This window comes from Aeribacillus sp. FSL K6-8394, from assembly GCF_038008865.1.
GTDB classification, from domain to species: Bacteria; Bacillota; Bacilli; order Bacillales; family Aeribacillaceae; genus Aeribacillus; species Aeribacillus composti.
On record NZ_JBBPAA010000002.1, the window covers coordinates 470,203 to 488,589 of the forward strand.

Annotated in this window: 11 protein-coding genes and 1 CRISPR repeat array; of the genes, 8 read left to right on the forward strand and 3 right to left on the reverse strand. The window is 37.6% G+C overall.

Annotation, left to right across the window (positions count from 1 at the left end; translation table 11 throughout):
- Nucleotides 1–26 precede the first annotated feature (26 nt).
- Both NSR00_RS14750 and wecB read left to right on the forward strand, forming a co-directional pair.
- Nucleotides 27–2,960 (forward strand): M14 family metallocarboxypeptidase, encoded by a 2,934-nt coding sequence (locus tag NSR00_RS14750; protein ID WP_340789585.1) that lies wholly within the window; start codon nucleotides 27–29, stop codon nucleotides 2,958–2,960.
- Between the two features lie 527 nt (nucleotides 2,961–3,487).
- Nucleotides 3,488–5,236: direct repeats of the CRISPR family, unit length 30 nt; unit sequence GTTTTTATCTTAACTATGAGGAATTGAAAC.
- Nucleotides 5,237–5,741: 505 nt separating this feature from the next.
- Nucleotides 5,742–6,890, forward strand: coding sequence for a non-hydrolyzing UDP-N-acetylglucosamine 2-epimerase (gene wecB / locus NSR00_RS14755; RefSeq protein WP_340789586.1), 1,149 nt, complete (start codon nucleotides 5,742–5,744; stop codon nucleotides 6,888–6,890).
- 13 nt (nucleotides 6,891–6,903) lie between these two features.
- Here wecB and NSR00_RS14760 read toward each other — a convergent pair whose 3' ends face one another.
- The gene (locus tag NSR00_RS14760; protein WP_340789588.1) at nucleotides 6,904–8,127 is read right to left on the reverse strand and encodes a glycosyltransferase family 4 protein; all 1,224 of its coding nucleotides are present in this window, start codon (nucleotides 8,125–8,127) and stop codon (nucleotides 6,904–6,906) included.
- A 91-nt stretch (nucleotides 8,128–8,218) separates the two neighbouring features.
- Between NSR00_RS14760 and NSR00_RS14765 the strand changes: the two genes are divergently transcribed.
- Together NSR00_RS14765 and NSR00_RS14770 are read left to right on the forward strand one after the other, a co-directional pair.
- A complete protein-coding gene (locus NSR00_RS14765) occupies nucleotides 8,219–9,340 on the forward strand; it encodes a glycosyltransferase family 4 protein (RefSeq protein WP_340789589.1) in 1,122 nt (373 codons plus the stop codon).
- Between the two features lie 108 nt (nucleotides 9,341–9,448).
- Nucleotides 9,449–10,534 (forward strand): glycosyltransferase family 4 protein, encoded by a 1,086-nt coding sequence (locus tag NSR00_RS14770; protein ID WP_327856585.1) that lies wholly within the window; start codon nucleotides 9,449–9,451, stop codon nucleotides 10,532–10,534.
- Between the two features lie 890 nt (nucleotides 10,535–11,424).
- On the opposite strand, the gene NSR00_RS14775 is transcribed toward NSR00_RS14770, so the two are convergent.
- Together NSR00_RS14775 and NSR00_RS14780 are read right to left on the reverse strand one after the other, a co-directional pair.
- Nucleotides 11,425–12,411 carry an LCP family protein gene (locus NSR00_RS14775; protein WP_327873221.1) on the reverse strand — a complete coding sequence of 329 codons (987 nt, stop codon included), beginning with the start codon at nucleotides 12,409–12,411 and terminating at the stop codon, nucleotides 11,425–11,427.
- A 21-nt stretch (nucleotides 12,412–12,432) separates the two neighbouring features.
- A complete protein-coding gene (locus tag NSR00_RS14780) occupies nucleotides 12,433–13,065 on the reverse strand; it encodes a YigZ family protein (protein WP_340789591.1) in 633 nt (210 codons plus the stop codon).
- A gap of 172 nt (nucleotides 13,066–13,237) precedes the next feature.
- Here NSR00_RS14780 and NSR00_RS14785 point away from each other — a divergent pair, with 172 nt between their 5' ends.
- From NSR00_RS14785 to NSR00_RS14800, 4 genes are all read left to right on the forward strand, one after another.
- Nucleotides 13,238–14,395 (forward strand): sensor histidine kinase, encoded by a 1,158-nt coding sequence (locus tag NSR00_RS14785; protein WP_340789592.1) that lies wholly within the window; start codon nucleotides 13,238–13,240, stop codon nucleotides 14,393–14,395.
- Nucleotides 14,396–14,463: 68 nt separating this feature from the next.
- A complete protein-coding gene (locus tag NSR00_RS14790) occupies nucleotides 14,464–15,141 on the forward strand; it encodes a response regulator (RefSeq protein ID WP_063386301.1) in 678 nt (225 codons plus the stop codon).
- Between the two features lie 696 nt (nucleotides 15,142–15,837).
- Nucleotides 15,838–16,677 carry a DegV family protein gene (locus NSR00_RS14795; protein WP_340789876.1) on the forward strand — a complete coding sequence of 280 codons (840 nt, stop codon included), beginning with the start codon at nucleotides 15,838–15,840 and terminating at the stop codon, nucleotides 16,675–16,677.
- 301 nt (nucleotides 16,678–16,978) lie between these two features.
- Complete coding sequence (locus NSR00_RS14800) at nucleotides 16,979–18,355, forward strand: DEAD/DEAH box helicase (protein WP_340789593.1); 1,377 nt, start codon at nucleotides 16,979–16,981, stop codon at nucleotides 18,353–18,355.
- Nucleotides 18,356–18,387 lie beyond the last annotated feature (32 nt).

An 18,387-nucleotide genomic window follows, 5' to 3' on the forward strand; every position in this document is an offset into this window, starting at 1 on the left:
ACAATTTTTATTCAGGAGGAGATGTTGTGACAAAAAGGTATTTTTCTATATTTTTAGCCTTTATCATGATATTTTCTTTATTTTTTCAGCCAGTTTTAAACGATGTTTATGCTAATAAAACTGATGCTGTTTCTCTCGTTTCGTTAAAAAAAGATTTTGTGATCACAGATGATGCAAATCAAATTTTAGGCACTATTTCCAAAGATACTGAAATTTTTGTAAAAAAAACTGAAAACGGAAATTATGTATTTGATTGGCTCGGAAAAGAAATGGAACTGCCGCAAGATCAATTTGAACTGAGTGAAAGCCAATTAAATTACTATAATGTGAATGGCGAAAATAGCAGTATAGTAGATTTTAAAAGTTTTAAGGAACGTGTGAAAGTTTCTGATCCAAAATCGAATAAAACAATTGCATACATAGAACCTGGTCAGAACATTCCATTCATAGAAGAGAATGAAAACAAGTTAAAAGTAATTATTGGCAATCGTGAAGGAATTATAACTCTTAAAAAGACTGACCAAGCAACAGATGCTAATACTGAATTGCCAGTACAAGAAAAGGATGTAAACAATAAGGAAAGTGTTCCAGATTCTAATGATGTAAACACTGAAAATGATTTTAAAAACAGCGAGGAAATAAATAAGCAAACAGAAGGAACAAACAATCGTGAGAATCAACAAACATCTTTAACCCAAAACATAAAAGAAAAACAGCTTAATAATGAAATATTAAGTTTCACAAAAAATATTAAATATTTTAAAGCTCTTGAAGACTTGGCTGTTTATGTCAAACGAAACGGAAAATTAGTCAAAGTCGGGACGCTGGAAAAAGGGCAAACGTATCCAAGAATAAGGGACTATGGCAATTGGCATGAAATCCAATTCGGAAAATATAAAGGATATGTTCACAAAAATGGAACGGCGGCAGTTCTTTCCCCGTCTATAAAAAATATTAATAAAAGCTATAAAATCAGCTCTTATTTGCTGAAGATCACCAAAAACGCCCAGGTTTATGACAATAGTTCTGGGAAACTAGTAAAGTTTGGGGAGATATATAAAGGAAATGAATATCCGGTTGTGGCTGATTATGGAAAATGGTGGAGAATAGACTATTTAGGAAGAATCGGATACATTCAAAAAAGCCAGGGAGAACTGCTTTTCGCTGCCAATATAAAATACTTCCAAGTAATCCAAGATCAAACACCTGTATATATTAAAGGAAAAGACAAATTGGTCAAAGTCGGGGCGCTAGTAAAAGGACAAGCGTATCCAAGAATAAGGGACTATGGCAATTGGCATGAAATCCGCTTTGGAAAATATAAAGGATATGTTCACAAAAATGGAACGGCGGCAGTTCTTTCCCCGTCTATAAAAAATATTAATAAAAGCTATAAAAATAGCTCTTATTTGCTGAAGATCACCAAAAACGCCCAGGTTTATGACAATAGTTCTGGGAAACTAGTAAAGTTTGGGGAGATATATAAAGGAAATGAATATCCGGTTGTGGCTGATTATGGAAAATGGTGGAGAATAGACTATTTAGGAAGAATCGGATACATTCAAAAAAGTCAAGGAGAGCTGCTATTCACTGCCAATATAAAATACTTCCAAGTAACCCGAGATAATACACCAATTTATATTAAAGGAAAAGACAAATTGGTCAAAGTCGGAATGCTGGAAAAAGGGCAAACGTATCCGAGGATAAGGGACTACGGTAATTGGCATGAGATTCAATTTGGCTCAAAAAAAGGATACATTCATAAACTTTCAACTGTTCCGGCAATAAAATTTGGTCAAAAGAAAGTGGGACAATCAAAAACAAATATAGGCACCTTTGTTGCATTAAAAAATGCCGTCATTTATGACAATTCAGGAAAGAAGCTTGTACCGTTTGCGACCATCTCAAAAAATATTGAATACCCAATAGAAGCACCTTATGGCAACTGGGTGAAAATCCATATTGCTAATCGGGTTGGCTACGTCCATAAGAGTGATGTAAAAGTTTCGTTTAAAAAACAGGCGAAACCTGGGAATCTTGTAAACCCGAATCAAGTTTACACATATGAAGAGATGGTCCGGGATATTAGCGAATTAGAGAAAGCTTATCCTAATCTCATTAGTAAGAGAATTATCGGTCAATCGGTTGATGGACGAAACATATATGCAGTGAAGCTTGGAAAAGGCAAAACGGAAATTATGATAAACGGTTCCCATCATGCGCGAGAATATATCACGACAAACTTGCTGATGGAAATGATCGATGTATATGCTTACGCATATTCAAAAAATTTACGTGTTGATGGCTATCCTGTAAGAAGCATTTTAAATAATGCCTCCATTTGGTTTGTACCGATGGTAAATCCGGATGGGGTGACATTAGTACAAAAAGGGCACAGAAGCGCTAAAAATCCTGCCTATGTATTAAAACTAAACGGTGGCAGCACGAATTTTGCAGCATGGAAAGCAAACATTCGGGGAGTGGATTTAAACCGGCAATACCCAGCAGATTGGTATAGAATTGCTGGGAATACAGGAAGACCATCCCCTCAAAATTACAAAGGGCCTAGACCATTAAATGAACCGGAAGCAAAGGCAATGGTTAACTTTACGCTAAGCAGAAATTTTAAAACGGCGGTTTCTTATCATTCTTCTGGCGAGATAATATATTGGCACTTTAATACACCAAAACAGCATGAAGTAAGAGATAGAAAAATAGCGAGTATGATAGCATCAAAAACAGGTTATCGTCTCGTTCCGCCGAGGAATAATCCTAGCGGGGGAGGTTTTACGGACTGGTTTATATCAACACAGAAAAAACCGGCCTTTACTCCTGAGGTCGCTCCATATGTTGGCAATCGTCCTGTTCCGATATCTTACTTCCCATCCATTTGGAAGAAAAATCAGGCCATTGGCATTATGCTAGCTGACGAAGCATATAAAAATAGAAATACTCGATAACAAACAATGAGGGTGTCCTAAAAGTAATTAGGGACATCCTTTTTTAAAAAACACTCCAAGGTTTGCCACTTCTTAGATATAGTTATATTGAAAAAAACGTAAAAAATTGAGATTGACGGTGTATTTTTTAGCTGATTCGAAGACAATCGCAAAATTAAACAATCTTTTCAAATATCCTGGATATTTGGGTCTTAAAAGGATCAATGTGAAAATGGTTCAAAAAGGGATGGAAAAAGCCGATGGATATTCAGCACAAAAACAGAAGCAGCAGTAAAAGCATTCTAGAAAAACATATATTTATAAAGGATGGAGTTATCGAGCCGCAAACGTAATACGTCTGTTTTAAAAATAATGAAATTTGTCGTCGACCTCCAATCGTGCAAAAATCCCAGGGGATCGACGACTCTTTTAAATCTCCATTGAGCCCGCGCAAATCAAAGGATTGATAAATTTTTACTCATTGGCTAAAATGAAATTAACCAATCAACCATTTAAATCGGAATGCTGACCTAACAACATTTTTTGGGGTTTTTATCTTAACTATGAGGAATTGAAACTCTACCTTGAATCCATTTTCGGTTTTCACCATTTCGTTTTTATCTTAACTATGAGGAATTGAAACTTTTTTCCGCTAACTCTATAAGCTTTTGTTGGTCTATGTTTTTATCTTAACTATGAGGAATTGAAACAGGTTCCGTTGCTTGATGCGATCGTGGACATGGAAGTTTTTATCTTAACTATGAGGAATTGAAACCCATTTCGCAATGCGCTAGAATCAAACCCTGCGTTCGTTTTTATCTTAACTATGAGGAATTGAAACCGTGTCGTACAGCAGTTCCCCACGGAAACTTCACGTTTTTATCTTAACTATGAGGAATTGAAACTTTTCGAGTTGCACAATCGTTCCTACTCGCAGTCCACAGTTTTTATCTTAACTATGAGGAATTGAAACTGGCGGTGAAACATTACATCTTAGAAAAGCGTACCGCCGTTTTTATCTTAACTATGAGGAATTGAAACATAGTAATAGCCATAAAAGTGTGCGAGAAGGAGTGAGTTTTTATCTTAACTATGAGGAATTGAAACTCGAATACAGGCGTGAATGAAGCTGCCTTATCACGGTTTTTATCTTAACTATGAGGAATTGAAACCGTTGTTTGTATTTGAGTTCTCTTTCAAGTTCATCGTTTTTATCTTAACTATGAGGAATTGAAACTTTGTTCTTTTGTAAGTGTAAATCATTCTATTTCCGTTTTTATCTTAACTATGAGGAATTGAAACTTTTTTGCCCTATGTGCAATTTTTTTCACCCCCTTCGTTTTTATCTTAACTATGAGGAATTGAAACAACATCTTCGATCGTATTTCAGATTCATTCATATCAGTTTTTATCTTAACTATGAGGAATTGAAACAGGACAACGGCCGATCTTGTGGAAGAAACGCAGTCGTTTTTATCTTAACTATGAGGAATTGAAACAAACGATTCAATTCTTCTCTGAACCGTTTTGGATTGTTTTTATCTTAACTATGAGGAATTGAAACGTTTATCGAAAAGCATTTCGAGCGGCTCACGGGAAAGTTTTTATCTTAACTATGAGGAATTGAAACTTTTTCAAAGATGACGATGATGACGATCGTAAATACAGTTTTTATCTTAACTATGAGGAATTGAAACACGGCAATCGTGCTTTTATGTTCGAATGCGAAGGGTTGTTTTTATCTTAACTATGAGGAATTGAAACTATAACCGCACAAAAGACTTGAATCCGACTTTTTGGTTTTTATCTTAACTATGAGGAATTGAAACTGTCGAGGATTACAAAGAACCTAAAAAGACAACAACCGTTTTTATCTTAACTATGAGGAATTGAAACAGCTGTATTTGATTGGACAGCTGCGTTATAGATGTTTCGGTTTTTATCTTAACTATGAGGAATTGAAACTTGCTTCTACTAGGTCATCGTATGTTCCCACGAATCGCGTTTTTATCTTAACTATGAGGAATTGAAACAATATCACATGGAATCTACCACAATCTCCTTGCATATGTTTTTATCTTAACTATGAGGAATTGAAACTAGAAAAATAGAGTATATCGCGGATTTTGAAGTGGTTTTTATCTTAACTATGAGGAATTGAAACATATGCTCGATTTGTTCTTTGTGTGTTTCTTCGAGTGTTTTTATCTTAACTATGAGGAATTGAAACCAATGTTTCATTGGCTTCATATCGCCTTCTGAACAGCGTTTTTATCTTAACTATGAGGAATTGAAACCATTCTTTCTAGTAATGTGTAAACGACAACGTCGTTGTTTTTATCTTAACTATGAAAAAATATTAAGCAAAAAACTTATTAAGATTAGTAGCACAGACCACGGTCAAGGTATGTGCTACAATTTTTTTATAGCAGAAGGAGAAGGGGAGAATAGATCGTGACATTGTCCAAGTATCATTAGTTCGTAATGCGGTTGCATTAAGGACAATCGGTCGTTCCGAAGAACTTTTGCGGGAACTCACCAAGGTACACATCGAGTTTAGAATTGCGGAATTGGTTCACAACATAGTGAAGTAACAGTCATCCGCCAAGCTGCTTTAAACAAAAATCGAAAGTATACAAAACAAGTGGAGAAAAGCAGCAAGTTTTCTCCATTTGTTTCATTTTAGGAACTTATTGGACAGTTTCTAGCAATTTGGTGAAAAATATGAAATTCGTTTGTACAATGATTGTGGTTATGATAATTTAGTAATTGGTGCATATTAACGAAAAAGGAGACGTCAGAATGGATCGAAAGATTAGGGTAATGACCATATTTGGTACAAGACCTGAGGCGATTAAAATGGCTCCGTTAGTGTTGGAGCTAAAAAAATATTCGGACGAAATAGAATCGATTGTGACGGTAACAGCTCAGCATCGGCAAATGCTGGACCAAGTTCTTGAACTGTTTGAAATTAAGCCTGATCATGACCTCAATATTATGAAGGATCGACAAACATTGACAGGCGTTACGGTGAGAGCACTTGAGGGGCTTGATCAAATTATGAAAGATGTCAAGCCTGATATTGTGTTGGTACATGGAGATACGACAACAACATTTGTTGCCAGTCTTGCGGCTTTTTATAATCAAATTGCTGTCGGACATGTAGAGGCTGGGCTGAGAACATGGAATAAATATTCTCCATTCCCAGAGGAAATAAACCGACAAATAACAGGTATCATTGCGGATTTGCATTTTGCACCGACGACAAAGTCAAAACAAAACCTTCTTCAAGAAAATAAAAACGAAGATTCCATTTTTGTTACTGGAAATACAGCGATCGATGCTTTAAAAACAACTATTAAAGATTCTTATCAAAACGATATTCTCGATAAAATCGGTTCGGATCGGATGATTTTGCTAACTGCCCACCGGAGGGAAAATCTGGGTGAACCAATGCGCAACATGTTTAGAGCTATTAAAAGAATTGTTCAAGAGCATAATAATGTACAAGTTGTGTATCCGGTTCATTTAAATCCTGCTGTTCGTGAGGTAGCGAATGAAATTTTAGGAGACGACGATCGGATTCATCTTATTGAACCGCTTGATGTATTTGATTTCCATAATTTCGCTGCCCGTTCGCACATTATTTTAACCGATTCCGGCGGAGTACAAGAAGAGGCGCCTTCATTAGGGAAACCTGTTCTTGTGTTAAGAGATACGACAGAAAGACCTGAAGGTATTGAAGCGGGTACATTGAAATTAGCGGGGACGGACGAAGAGACCATCTACAAAATGGCCAAAGAGCTGCTTACAAATAAAGAGGAGTATGAACGAATGGCGAAAGCGTCGAACCCATATGGAGATGGAAATGCCTCTAAGCGCATAGTAGAGGCCATTTTATATCATTTTGGCAAAAGAGAAGAAAGACCACAATCTTTCCAACCATATTAAGAAAGAGGGAATTTTAAGCATTCCCTCTTTCTTTCTTTTTATGAAGTAATTCAATATGATCTGATAGTTTTTTTGCGAACATTTCTCGATTGTAATGTGCTAGCAGCCGTTCCTTCAAATTTTTCCGCATTCGTTTTAATTCCGCCTCATTTTCAAAGGCGTTGAATAGAGCGCGGATAAAGTCGTCTGCATTTTCAGGTTCAAAGAAGTAACCGCCATTTAATTTTTCAATAATTTGTCTCGCCTCTCCATCAACACCGATTAAAACAGGAATGGACATGGAAAGGTAATCGAACATTTTCGATGGGATCGTAATAGAGAAAAGAGGGTGCTTTTTTAAACTAACAATACCGATATCTGCTGCTTTGTAATAGGAAATAAGCTCATCTTTCGGAATTTGATCGATAAATCGAACGTTTGATAACTGATTTTGTTCAGCTAACTCTTTTAACCGTTTTTTTTCGACCCCTTCACCGATGAATAAAAATATATAATCAGAATTGTCTTTTAGCTTGATTGCCGCCTGAATAACGGTTTCCAGTCCTTGGGCTGAGCCGATATTCCCTGAATATAATATCACTCGTTTGTTTTGAAGATTGTACTCTGTTTTTATATCTTTATAATTAGCATAAGTGTCATTAAGCAAAGCAGGATTGACGCCGTTAGGAATGACAATAATTTTTTCTTCCGGAATTCCTTCGGATACTAATCTGTCTTTATATCCATTGGTCACAACGACAATGAGATCAGCCTTTTTATATAAAAATTTTTCCAACTTCCGTGCAAGGTTTAAAAGCTTTTTATTTTTGAATTGGCCAAGAATCTCAGCAAAATCCACCCATAAATCGCGGACCTCCAAAACAAATTTGGCTCTGTGCCATTTGCTTAAAAGCCATCCGGAAAAAGTTTGAAAAAGCTGTGGCGTAGTAGCGTAAACGATGTCAGGCTTTTGAACAAAAATCCCTCCAATAAAGCTTGAAAAAGTAAAAGAAAAATAATTCATTAAACGCCGCAATGCGCTTTGTTTCGTATCTTTCATCCGAAACATACGGTAAACATTTACATGCTCCATTGTTTCTTTTTTAAAAATGCCAAAATTCGTTTCATGATTAGGGAAGGCTGTTATAATAGTAACGTTATGTCCTAATTTTCCTAAATAATAACTTAAATCGTATGCCCTAGCAGGCGCAGCGCCTATTTCAGGCGGAAAATGCTGTGTAATGTAAATGATTTTCATGTTAATTCCCTCTATATGAAAATAGAATTCGCTAATCTAATAGTGTAAAGTAAAATTATGAAAATGACAATGCATAAAGAGGTTGGAGAATATGACAAAAGTGTGCGTGTTAACAACAGTCCATCATGCTTATGATGGAAGAATTTATCATAAACAGTGCAAAACGCTGCAAAAAGCCGGCTACGAGGTTACGCTGATTGCTCCAAAACCGGAAAAAATAATTGAACATGATAATATACAACTGATTCCGATTGATAAACCGAAGAAAGAATGGAAACGTTTTTTACATACATTTTCTATTATAAAAAAAGCAATAAAAACGAACGCAGATGTTTATCATTTTCATGATCCGGAATTGCTCCCTGTAGGGGTTTTGTTAAGGCTTATAACACGTAAAATTGTAATTTTTGATGTTCATGAGCATTATCCGAATGCGATTATGAGCAAAAAATATTTAAAAAAATGGGTAAAAATTCCTGTTCGAATCGCATATGAGATTATTGAGAAAATTTCTTTGCAGTTTATTTCCGGGGTTATCTATACAACAGATGAAGTAGGGGAAAGATATAAAAAATATAAAAGCTGCAAAATTGAAAACTACCCTTTGCTTGAAATGTTTGAACAACTCAGCATCAATCAAAAGGATCCAAAACTTATTTTATATTTAGGCGGGATTACACCTATAAGAGGCATTCGGGAATTAATTGAGGCATTCAAGATCGTTTCTGAAAAAATGGATGCAAAGCTGCTGTTTGTCGGCGGGTTTGAAGCAGAATCTTTTGAGAAAGAAATAAAAGATAAAATCCGTCAATATGGACTTGAGAACCACATTCAATTTGCTGGGAAAGTTTCTTATGAGCAAATCCAAACATATTTAGAAAAGGCATCGATAGGGATTATTCCTTATTTGCCTGTTCCGAATCATCTTGTTTGTTTGCCTAATAAAATTTTCGAATATTTAGCAGGCGGTGTTATTCCGATTGCATCAAATTTTCCACATTATGATCGGGTGCTGAAAAAAGCAGGAAGCGGCAGAGCGGTCGACCCTGAAAATCCGAAAGAGATAGCGGATGCCATTCTGTTCTTTTTGCAATGCGGTCAGGACCAGTTAAATCAAATGAGGGAAAGAGGGAGAAACGAATTTTTAAAAAGCTTTAATTGGAAAAGTGAAGGGAATAAACTGCTTGATTTTTACCAATCGTTTCAAAAATAAATGAGTCATAAAATAGTTATAAAAATTTAAAAATAATATTGTTGAAAGTTTCGCCATTTCTGCTATGATGAAAGAAGTGAATACTTCTTGCAATGAGTGGGGGATTATATGAATTATTCCCAATATATAATAGCCTTTATTTTAACATTCGTTATTGCGGCATTGCTTACACCTTTTGTAAAAAAATTGGCTTTAAAAATAAATGCAGTGGATTATCCAGAAGGAAGAAAAGTTCACACAAAAGTTATGCCCCGTTTAGGCGGGCTCGCCATTTTTTTTGCAGTGGTGATCGGTTTTCTGTACTTGCAGCCGGATGATCCTCACATGTTAAAAATTATTTTAGGGGCTACTATAGTTTTAATTACTGGCATTTTAGACGATATTTTTACTTTGACACCGAAACAGAAATTATGCGGGCAATTGTTGGCTGCATTCGTTGTCGTGACATCAGGGCTTTTGATTGATAAAGTAACATTGCCGTTTGTTGGAACGGTTTACATAGAAGAATATCTTAGCTATCCTTTGACAATTTTGTGGATTGTCGGCGTTACGAATGCCATTAACTTGATAGATGGATTAGATGGTCTTGCGGCAGGAGTCACAGCGATTGCCTTGACAAGCATTATGATTATGGGATTTATGGATGGCCGTTTAGTTGTTGTTGCTCTGTCTGTCATTCTCATCGGCAGCACGTTAGGATTTCTTGTCCATAATTTTTATCCTGCCAAAATATTTATGGGCGATACGGGCGCAATGTTTTTAGGCTATTCGGTCGCGATCATTTCGATGTTAGGATTGTTTAAAAATGTTGCGCTGTTCAGTTTTGTCATTCCGATTATTGTGCTGGCCATCCCATTATTTGATACTATTTTTGCGATCATTAGAAGAATTTTGAACAAGCAAAGCATTACAATGGCTGATAAACATCATCTGCATTATTGCTTAGTTGATTTAGGATTTAGTCATCGGACATCGGTGCTAATCATTTATTTAATAAGCGCATGCTTCGGCGTTTCAGCGATTCTCTTTACTCATGCGACATTATGGGCATCGTTGATCATTATGATTGTGCTGATTATTATAATTCAAATCGGTGCTGAGATAGTTGGGTTAATCGGAGAAAATCAAAAACCTTTTCTTAATATGTTGAAAAAAATATTTTCTTTAAATAAACCGCAAAAAGATAATTCATAACCTTTGCCAAATATAAAAAGCTGTCAAAAGATTGACAGCTTTTTCCTTGTGCGCCCGGCATGGGTGTAATCTATAGGGTGAAAGTCCCGAGCTGCGAAGGCAGAAGTAGCAGTTAGCTTAACGCAAGGGTGTCCGTGGTGACGCGGAATCTGAAGGAAGCGAGCGGCAAACTTTAAGGTCTCTCGGAACACGAACTTCATATGAGGCTAGGTATCACTGGGTGAGTTTGCAAGACAAAACAAAGCCCTTTCTGCCGAAGGTGATACAGAGTAAATGAAGCAGATGGATGGAAGGAAAGATTACACTCTTACCCGGGGAGGTCTGGCTGGCACGCCAAGTAACCTTGGTAACCTATCTAGTGATAGATAGCTGAACAGTCAGAAGTCAGCAGAGGTCATAGTATTAGTTGGTCTAGAACAACTAAGAAGGACCGAACAATTAAGAGAGAATAGCCCTTGGCATTCAGTGAGTCATGATGAACACAGAAAACGTAGTACCTCACTTGAGGGAGGAAGCGGTGAATCCCGTGGGAGATCTCTTGGAGGGTGGAGTGACCACTGGCATAAAGAGAACAGCTATTCACGGAAGTTATAAAGACTTGCGTCAATTATCTTAATTGAACCGCCGTATACGGAACCGTACGTACGGTGGTGTGAGAGGACGGGAGTTAATCGCTCCCTCCTACTCGATTAGGGGAATCTGTCTTATACGTTTGCGCGGCTCGGCAATATCTATGTCGAGTTTGGGATTTATGGCAGTTATCCGACATCTTAAAATAGTCGGCGACTGTTTTCAGCAAAAAATCGAAAAAATTACAAAAGCCGGTGGAAAAAACAGCTCATTTTTTCCACCGGCTTTATTTAAGACTTCTCGGACGTCCCTTTTTTCATTTATTCGAGGGAAGCCCTATTATTCAATTGAAAATTTAGGTGATCCTGCAGATCATGTTGTACCTCCGCAAGGGATTCATCGTCTACGATATAATAGGAAACGCCATTTATATATTCTGGTGTGCCTTCTAGTTTTACTTGCTCGATTTTGGAAGAATTAAAATCTGAATATTTTTTGTAAAAAGCTAGCAACTCGGTTACTTTCATATTTGTTTCTACGTTATCGCCGATTTCATCTGTTAATTTATCAATTTTCGTAATAGTTCCGATAGAGGAAAGTTTATCAATTACTGCCATTACGACCTGCTGCTGTCTTTCATTTCTTCCGAGGTCTCCGCGCGGATCTTCAAGCCGCATTCTTGCGTAGGCAAGAGCATGACGACCGTCCAAAGTCATCGGTCCTTCTTTGAATTCAAGCTTCTCTGCGACTCTGTCGTCACTGTTTTGTTTAAAGTCAAATGGGACATCGACTTCAATTCCGCCAAGAATATCTATAATATTTTTAAATCCTTCAAAATTGACTGTCACATAATAGTCAATAGGAATGTTTAAAAAGTCTTCGACTGTTTCGATTGTCAACTCTTTGCCACCGTAGGAATATGCATGATTAATTTTTGTTTTCTTATCCTTTTCTTTTATATAAACTCTTGTATCCCTTGGAATACTTAACAGTTTCATCGTTTCATCTTTTGGATTAAACGTGGCAACCATTAAAGTGTCCGACCGCCCGCCTTTTCCGCCGCTGGAGTAGTCTTCAACACCCATAATCAAAATGGAAACAGGGTCATTCGATATCGTAACCGCCTCATCGCGCAGTTTTGATTTCACCCGATCCAAATCATCATAAGCGGAATTATAAACTTTCCAAAACGTATATCCTGTGTAGCCGGCAAACACTAACAAAATTAAAATAAAAAGCTGCACAATTCGTTTAAATAATTTTCTCTTTTTTCTCTTTCGTGTTTTTTTCAATTGTTGACGTTTCATATAATATCCTCCATAAAAAAATTAGATTTTCTCCTCCAAATAAACGAAATCCCCCTCCTGGATCACACATTTCCCATTGGTGAGATCGGTCATCCAGTCTTTGAAGCTTTGAACCCGGCCTTCCTCTACATATGTTTCAACTTCCACATGATCGGTATAGTAGATGTCTTTCAGCTTATAGACAGACGAGCGCAATTCGTTTTCGATTTTGCCGAGAAAGCTGTAATCGAACGTAGTGCGAATAATTTTCATTAGCTTGCGTTCGATGATGCCAACGTGGTCAATGGCTTCTGAAACAGCTTTTCCGTATGCACGGATCAGCCCGCCGGCGCCGAGTTTAATCCCGCCGAAGTAACGGGTGACAACAACGACAGTGTCTTTTAGTTGTTTCTTTTTCAACACTTCAAGCATCGGCACTCCTGCTGTTCCGCTTGGCTCTCCGTCGTCGTTCGCTTTTTGAATTTGGTCATGCTCTCCAATTAAATATGCGGAGCAGTTATGTGTGGCATCCCAATGTTTTTTTTTGATTGTATCAATAAACTCTTGAGCTTCTTTCTCAGTTTTGGCACGATTAATATAGCAGATAAATCGTGATTTTTGAATCACGATTTCATGCTCTCCAAAGCCAGCTACGGTATAATAGGAGGAAAGCATTGTGTATCACCTCCGCAGAAGAAACAAAACGGCATAACTTTTTTTTGACAAAAATCGACTTTTTTTATAAAAAAACACTCACATTAGAATATTATAAAACGACAAAATTTTTACTTCAATTATGAACTGATAAAGTTTTTGTAACAACTTTTTTAAAATGGAGGAAAAGGCTGTGAACTCCAAAAAAATAGATTCTACTGTAATAGACGATATTTTAAATAAAATGATCGAAACCGTCCAATCAAGCAAAGATCAAATTTTTGAAATCGGTGAAAAATCCCGCACAGAGTATGAGAAAATAGTAGAAGAATTGGAAGAAGTGAAAGAGCAAGTAAGTGAGGTGATAAAGCAAACCGATAAGCTGACGATTCAATCGAAAATCGCACGGCAGCGCCTCGTGGAAGTCAGCCGCAACTTCTACAAGTTTTCAGAACAAGATATTTTGAATGCCTATGAAAAAGCGCAAAATATTCAAATTGAACTGGCCATGCTCCAAGAAAAAGAAAAACAATTAAGAAAACGGCGGGATGAATTGGACCGCCGGCTTTTATCATTAAAAGAAATGATTGAACGAGCAGAGGTCATAGTAGGTCAAATTACTGTTGTGCTGCAATATTTAAACCAAGATTTGCGGCAGGTTGGCGATTTGCTGGAAGATGCAAAGAAAAAACAAGCCTTTGGCTTAAGAATTATAGAAGCGCAGGAAGAAGAGCGAAAACGGGTGTCACGTGAAATACATGACGGACCAGCCCAAATGCTTGCAAATGTTCTGATGCGCTCTGATCTGATTGAACGGGTTTTTCGGGAAAAAGGGACTGCAGAAGGGTTTCAAGAAGTTCAAAATTTAAAAAAAATGGTGAGAAATGCGTTATCTGAGGTTCGCCGCATTATCTATGACTTAAGACCTATGGCATTGGATGATTTAGGACTCGTTCCAACACTTAGAAAGTACCTTTCGACTATTCAAGAATATGAAAAAGATATAAAAATCAATTTTCAAAACATCAGTGATGTGGAAGAAAAACGGCTCCCGCCGAAATTTGAAGTGGCCCTGTTCCGGCTTGTTCAAGAATCTGTAACGAACGCTTTGAAGCATGCGGAAGCAAAGCAAATTGACGTTAAATTTGAAGTCCGTCCAAACCAAGTAAATGTTGCAATAAAAGACGACGGCAAAGGCTTTGATATAAAGAAAGTGTTTAAAGAAAAAAAGGAGTCATTCGGTTTAATGGGAATGAAAGAACGAGTGGAGCTGTTGAATGGGAAAATGGCAGTCCATTCTGCACCCGGAAAAGGAACGTTCATTATTATTCAATTGCCTACTAATCTATGAAATAGAGAAATGGTCTGATTGACTTCATGCATACACCACTGAAAAAATAATAATGGGGAGGATTGTAAATGAATAATCAAGTTAAAATTGTCATAATAGATGACCATGCTCTGTTTCGGGAAGGTATAAAACGTATTCTTGATTTTGAGCCTAATTTTGAAGTGGTTGCGGAAGCTTATGACGGCAGTGAAGCTTTAACAGTTGTTGAAAGCTATATGCCGGATGTTGTCATTATGGATATTAATATGCCTGGTGTAAATGGCGTTGAAGCTACTAAGCAGCTGGTTAATTCATATCCGGATACGAAGGTTATTATATTATCGATCCACGATGATGAAAATTATGTGATACATGCTTTGAAGACCGGAGCGAGAGGATATTTATTGAAGGAAATGGATGCTGACACTTTAGTAGAAGCAGTTAAAATCGTGGCAGAGGGAGGAAGCTATTTACATCCAAAAGTAACTCACAATCTAGTCAATGAGTTCCGCCGTCTGTCATCAGCCAATAATGGACAAATTCCAGCTACAGTCCGGCGCCCTCTTCATATTTTAACCCGACGTGAGTGTGAAGTTTTGCAAATGCTTGCTGATGGAAAAAGCAATAGAAGAATCGGTGAAACGCTGTTCATTAGCGAAAAAACGGTGAAAAACCATGTCAGCAACATTTTGCAAAAATTAAATTGCAACGATCGAACACAAGCTGTAGTTCTTGCCATTAAAAACGGCTGGGTGGAAGTTAAGTAAAGTTACATATTTTCCATGGCGATTAATTTTGAACGATTTGAATCGTCAAACCGTGAAAGTGAGATTGATTTCTAAATACCAATTTTGCTCGGTGTATCTATATTGTTTTTTCCGACTTGGCTGATTGTCCAGCGATGATAAATGAATTCAATTGCATTTCTTCATTACGGCTGGAAACATAATATCATTTGGCAACTTGTCAATCTATTCGGATCCTGACCAGAGAAATGTTTTGATCAGAAGCTACGAGAATGAATCATAGGAAGCATTACATTCAATGTTCCGGTTTTGCAGAACTCACATCTTAGGCGAAAATAAATCAACAGGAAGCATAACGGCCTCTTCAAATAACTACAGGCGCTGGGAAGAGGTCGGTTTGCTCAGAAACAAGAAAAAATGTAGCAAAATTGGTAACCGCAATTGGAATCCACATAAAAGCTCCGTTTAAGCTGCTCAAAAATCCTTTAAAAAGGTGTAGACCTCATAAGAATAACCTCAACGAAAATCATAATGAGCCGATCGACAAAACGAAATCCGCATAAATGGCAGTATAAAGACTTTGAAGCAGCTAAAAAATTTTTCATCCTCTTGCAGTTTCATGGAAATCCGGCAAAGTTAATGATAAAAGCTTGCTTTTTTTATAAAATAGTCTTATAAAGGAGAGAATGAAATTATTAAAAGGAAAGGAAAAACATGATGCAAATTGCGATTGTAACAGATAGTACTGCTTACATTCCTGAAGAAGTTCGAAAGAGGCATGACATACATATGATTCCTCTTAGCGTTATTTTTGGAGACGAGTCTTATCGTGAAGAGATAGATATGACAGCAGAGAGTTTTTGGGAAGAAATAAAGCGCCAGAAAGAGCTGCCTACAACTTCTCAGCCGCCAGTTGGTGAATTTGTCGAGTTGTTTGAAAGCTTATCGAAAGAATATGATGCAGTCATCAGCATTCATCTTTCAAGCGGTATCAGCGGCACTTACAATGGTGCTGTCACAGCAGGTCAAATGGTAGACAGCATTAAGGTATATCCTTACGATTCGGAAATAAGCTGTATGGCTCAGGGATTCTATGCAATTGAAGCAGCGAAAATGGCAAAGGAAGGGAAAAAACCGGAAGAGATCATCGCTCGCCTTGATGAAATTAAAAAATCAATGGATGCTTATTTTATGGTGGACGATCTTTCTCATCTTCAGCGCGGCGGACGATTAACCGGTTCTCAAGCTTTAATAGGGAACCTGCTGCAACTGAAGCCTCTTCTTCATTTTGTTGATAAAGTGATCGTGCCGTATGAAAAAATTCGTACGCGTAAAAAAGCAATCCAACGTATCTATCAATTATTTGACGAAGCTGCAAGCAAACATCCGGTGCGGGCGGCTGTCATTCATGCCAACAGGCCGGAGGATGCCAAAAAAATGAAAGAGGAGCTCGAAAGTAAATATCCAAATTCTGAATTTATTATCAGCTATTTTGGCGCTGTCATTGGAACTCATCTAGGAGAGGGAGCTATGGGTCTCTGCTGGTATAAAAAGTAATTGCAAGGAAACGTTAAACCCATTGTGAAAAATGGCTGTATCCATCCTCTTAAAAGAACTTCCCCTTCAAAACGAGAAAAGGTGTGATCCACCAAAAAATGGAATGGTGTCTGACCATCTGAAGGTGCAAAAAGCACCTTTTATTTTTTACAGAAATGAAGGATATAAATGATTCATCTAGCATCTTTCATTCGGACGAAAAGCAATAAGATCAATTGAATAAATATATTGATTTTTCAGAAAATATAAGGTAAAAAATAATAGTAAGGAACAATATGGTATGTACAAGCGGAGGTTTTATATGCATGATCATGATCTTCAAAAACATCTTCTCGGAAGACATCTCCTTTCAAATGAGCTCCCGTTTTCAATGGATGCCGTTCAAAATGCCCTCTTCGTTGAAATAGAACAAGGCGTTGTGAAAAAATCCGGTTTTTTTTATTGCAATCGATGTGGAAATGATCAGCCCTTTTTATTTGCAGGCTTTGACTGTGCAAAGTGCGGAAAGTTTTGTCATTATTGCCGGAACTGCATCATGATGGGGCGAGTAAGTGAATGCTCAAAGCTTGTTAGTTTTCCAAGACGAGAGAAGGAGGAAAAACATTCGATCCAATCGGATCAAACAAACTTTTTGCAATGGGATGGTGAACTGTCTCCGGCGCAAAAAAGAGCATCTGACCGGATCGCGGAGTCCGTTTTGCAGCGTACAGACTGTCTCATTTGGGCAGTTTGCGGAGCAGGAAAAACAGAGGTGCTGTTTGCCGGCATAAACACAGCTTTGCAGAAAGGGCTATTTGTTTGCATTGCTGCACCGCGTACGGATGTTGTTTTGGAGCTTGGACCGCGTTTGAAAAACGTTTTTCCGAGCATCGATGTGGCAGTGCTTTACGGAGGAAGCGAAGATCGTTTGAAGCTGAGCCCAATTACCATTTCAACGACTCATCAGCTTCTTCGGTATAAAGAAGCCTTTGACGTGGTGATTCTTGACGAAGTGGATGCTTTTCCATATTCTGTAGATTCTGCTTTACAATTTGCGGTTGAAAAAGCACGCAAACGAAACAGCTCCCTTATTTATTTAACTGCGACTCCCTCCTCATCAATTAAACAGCATTTTAAGCCTTCCGAAATTGTGAAAATCCCTGCTCGATACCATGGTTATCCCCTACCTGTTCCTGAATTCAAATGGTGCGGCAATTGGAAAAAAAGATTGGAGAAAGGAAAGCTGCCGAAAAATATCATCACATGGGCAGCCGAACAAATGCAAAAGGAAAGACAAGCTTTTCTATTTGTACCGGAAATCAAAGTGCTTCATGATGTCGTTCCGTTACTAAAAAAATTGAATTCAGCGGTTGAAGGAGTACATGCCGAAGATCCCCAAAGGAAAGAAAAGGTTCGGGCATTTCGAAATGGCCGGATTCCGATCATTGTCACAACTACCATTTTGGAAAGGGGTGTAACAGTTCCTGGAACTGATGCAGCTGTTTTAGGAGCAGAAGAAACCATTTTTACAGAAAGTGCCCTTGTTCAAATATCCGGCCGTGTTGGACGGAGCATGAACAATCCAACAGGCTCCGTTATCTTTTTCCATTATGGCAAAACAAATGAAATGATTGCAGCGAAACACCATATTCTTGCTATGAATCGGGAAGCGGCAAAGGAAGATTTGTTAAAGCGTTAGTATTTAGAAAATGAAGGAAACGATACAGAATG

Coding starts and splice junctions, on each gene's coding strand:
- NSR00_RS14800 (WP_340789593.1), top strand. CDS start 16,979: ATGCATGATCATGATCTTCAAAAACATCTTCTCGGAAGACATCTCCTT.
- NSR00_RS14780 (WP_340789591.1), bottom strand. CDS start 13,065: ATGCTTTCCTCCTATTATACCGTAGCTGGCTTTGGAGAGCATGAAATC.
- wecB (WP_340789586.1), top strand. CDS start 5,742: ATGGATCGAAAGATTAGGGTAATGACCATATTTGGTACAAGACCTGAG.
- NSR00_RS14765 (WP_340789589.1), top strand. CDS start 8,219: ATGACAAAAGTGTGCGTGTTAACAACAGTCCATCATGCTTATGATGGA.
- NSR00_RS14775 (WP_327873221.1), bottom strand. CDS start 12,411: ATGAAACGTCAACAATTGAAAAAAACACGAAAGAGAAAAAAGAGAAAA.
- NSR00_RS14760 (WP_340789588.1), bottom strand. CDS start 8,127: ATGAAAATCATTTACATTACACAGCATTTTCCGCCTGAAATAGGCGCT.
- NSR00_RS14770 (WP_327856585.1), top strand. CDS start 9,449: ATGAATTATTCCCAATATATAATAGCCTTTATTTTAACATTCGTTATT.
- NSR00_RS14790 (WP_063386301.1), top strand. CDS start 14,464: ATGAATAATCAAGTTAAAATTGTCATAATAGATGACCATGCTCTGTTT.
- NSR00_RS14795 (WP_340789876.1), top strand. CDS start 15,838: ATGCAAATTGCGATTGTAACAGATAGTACTGCTTACATTCCTGAAGAA.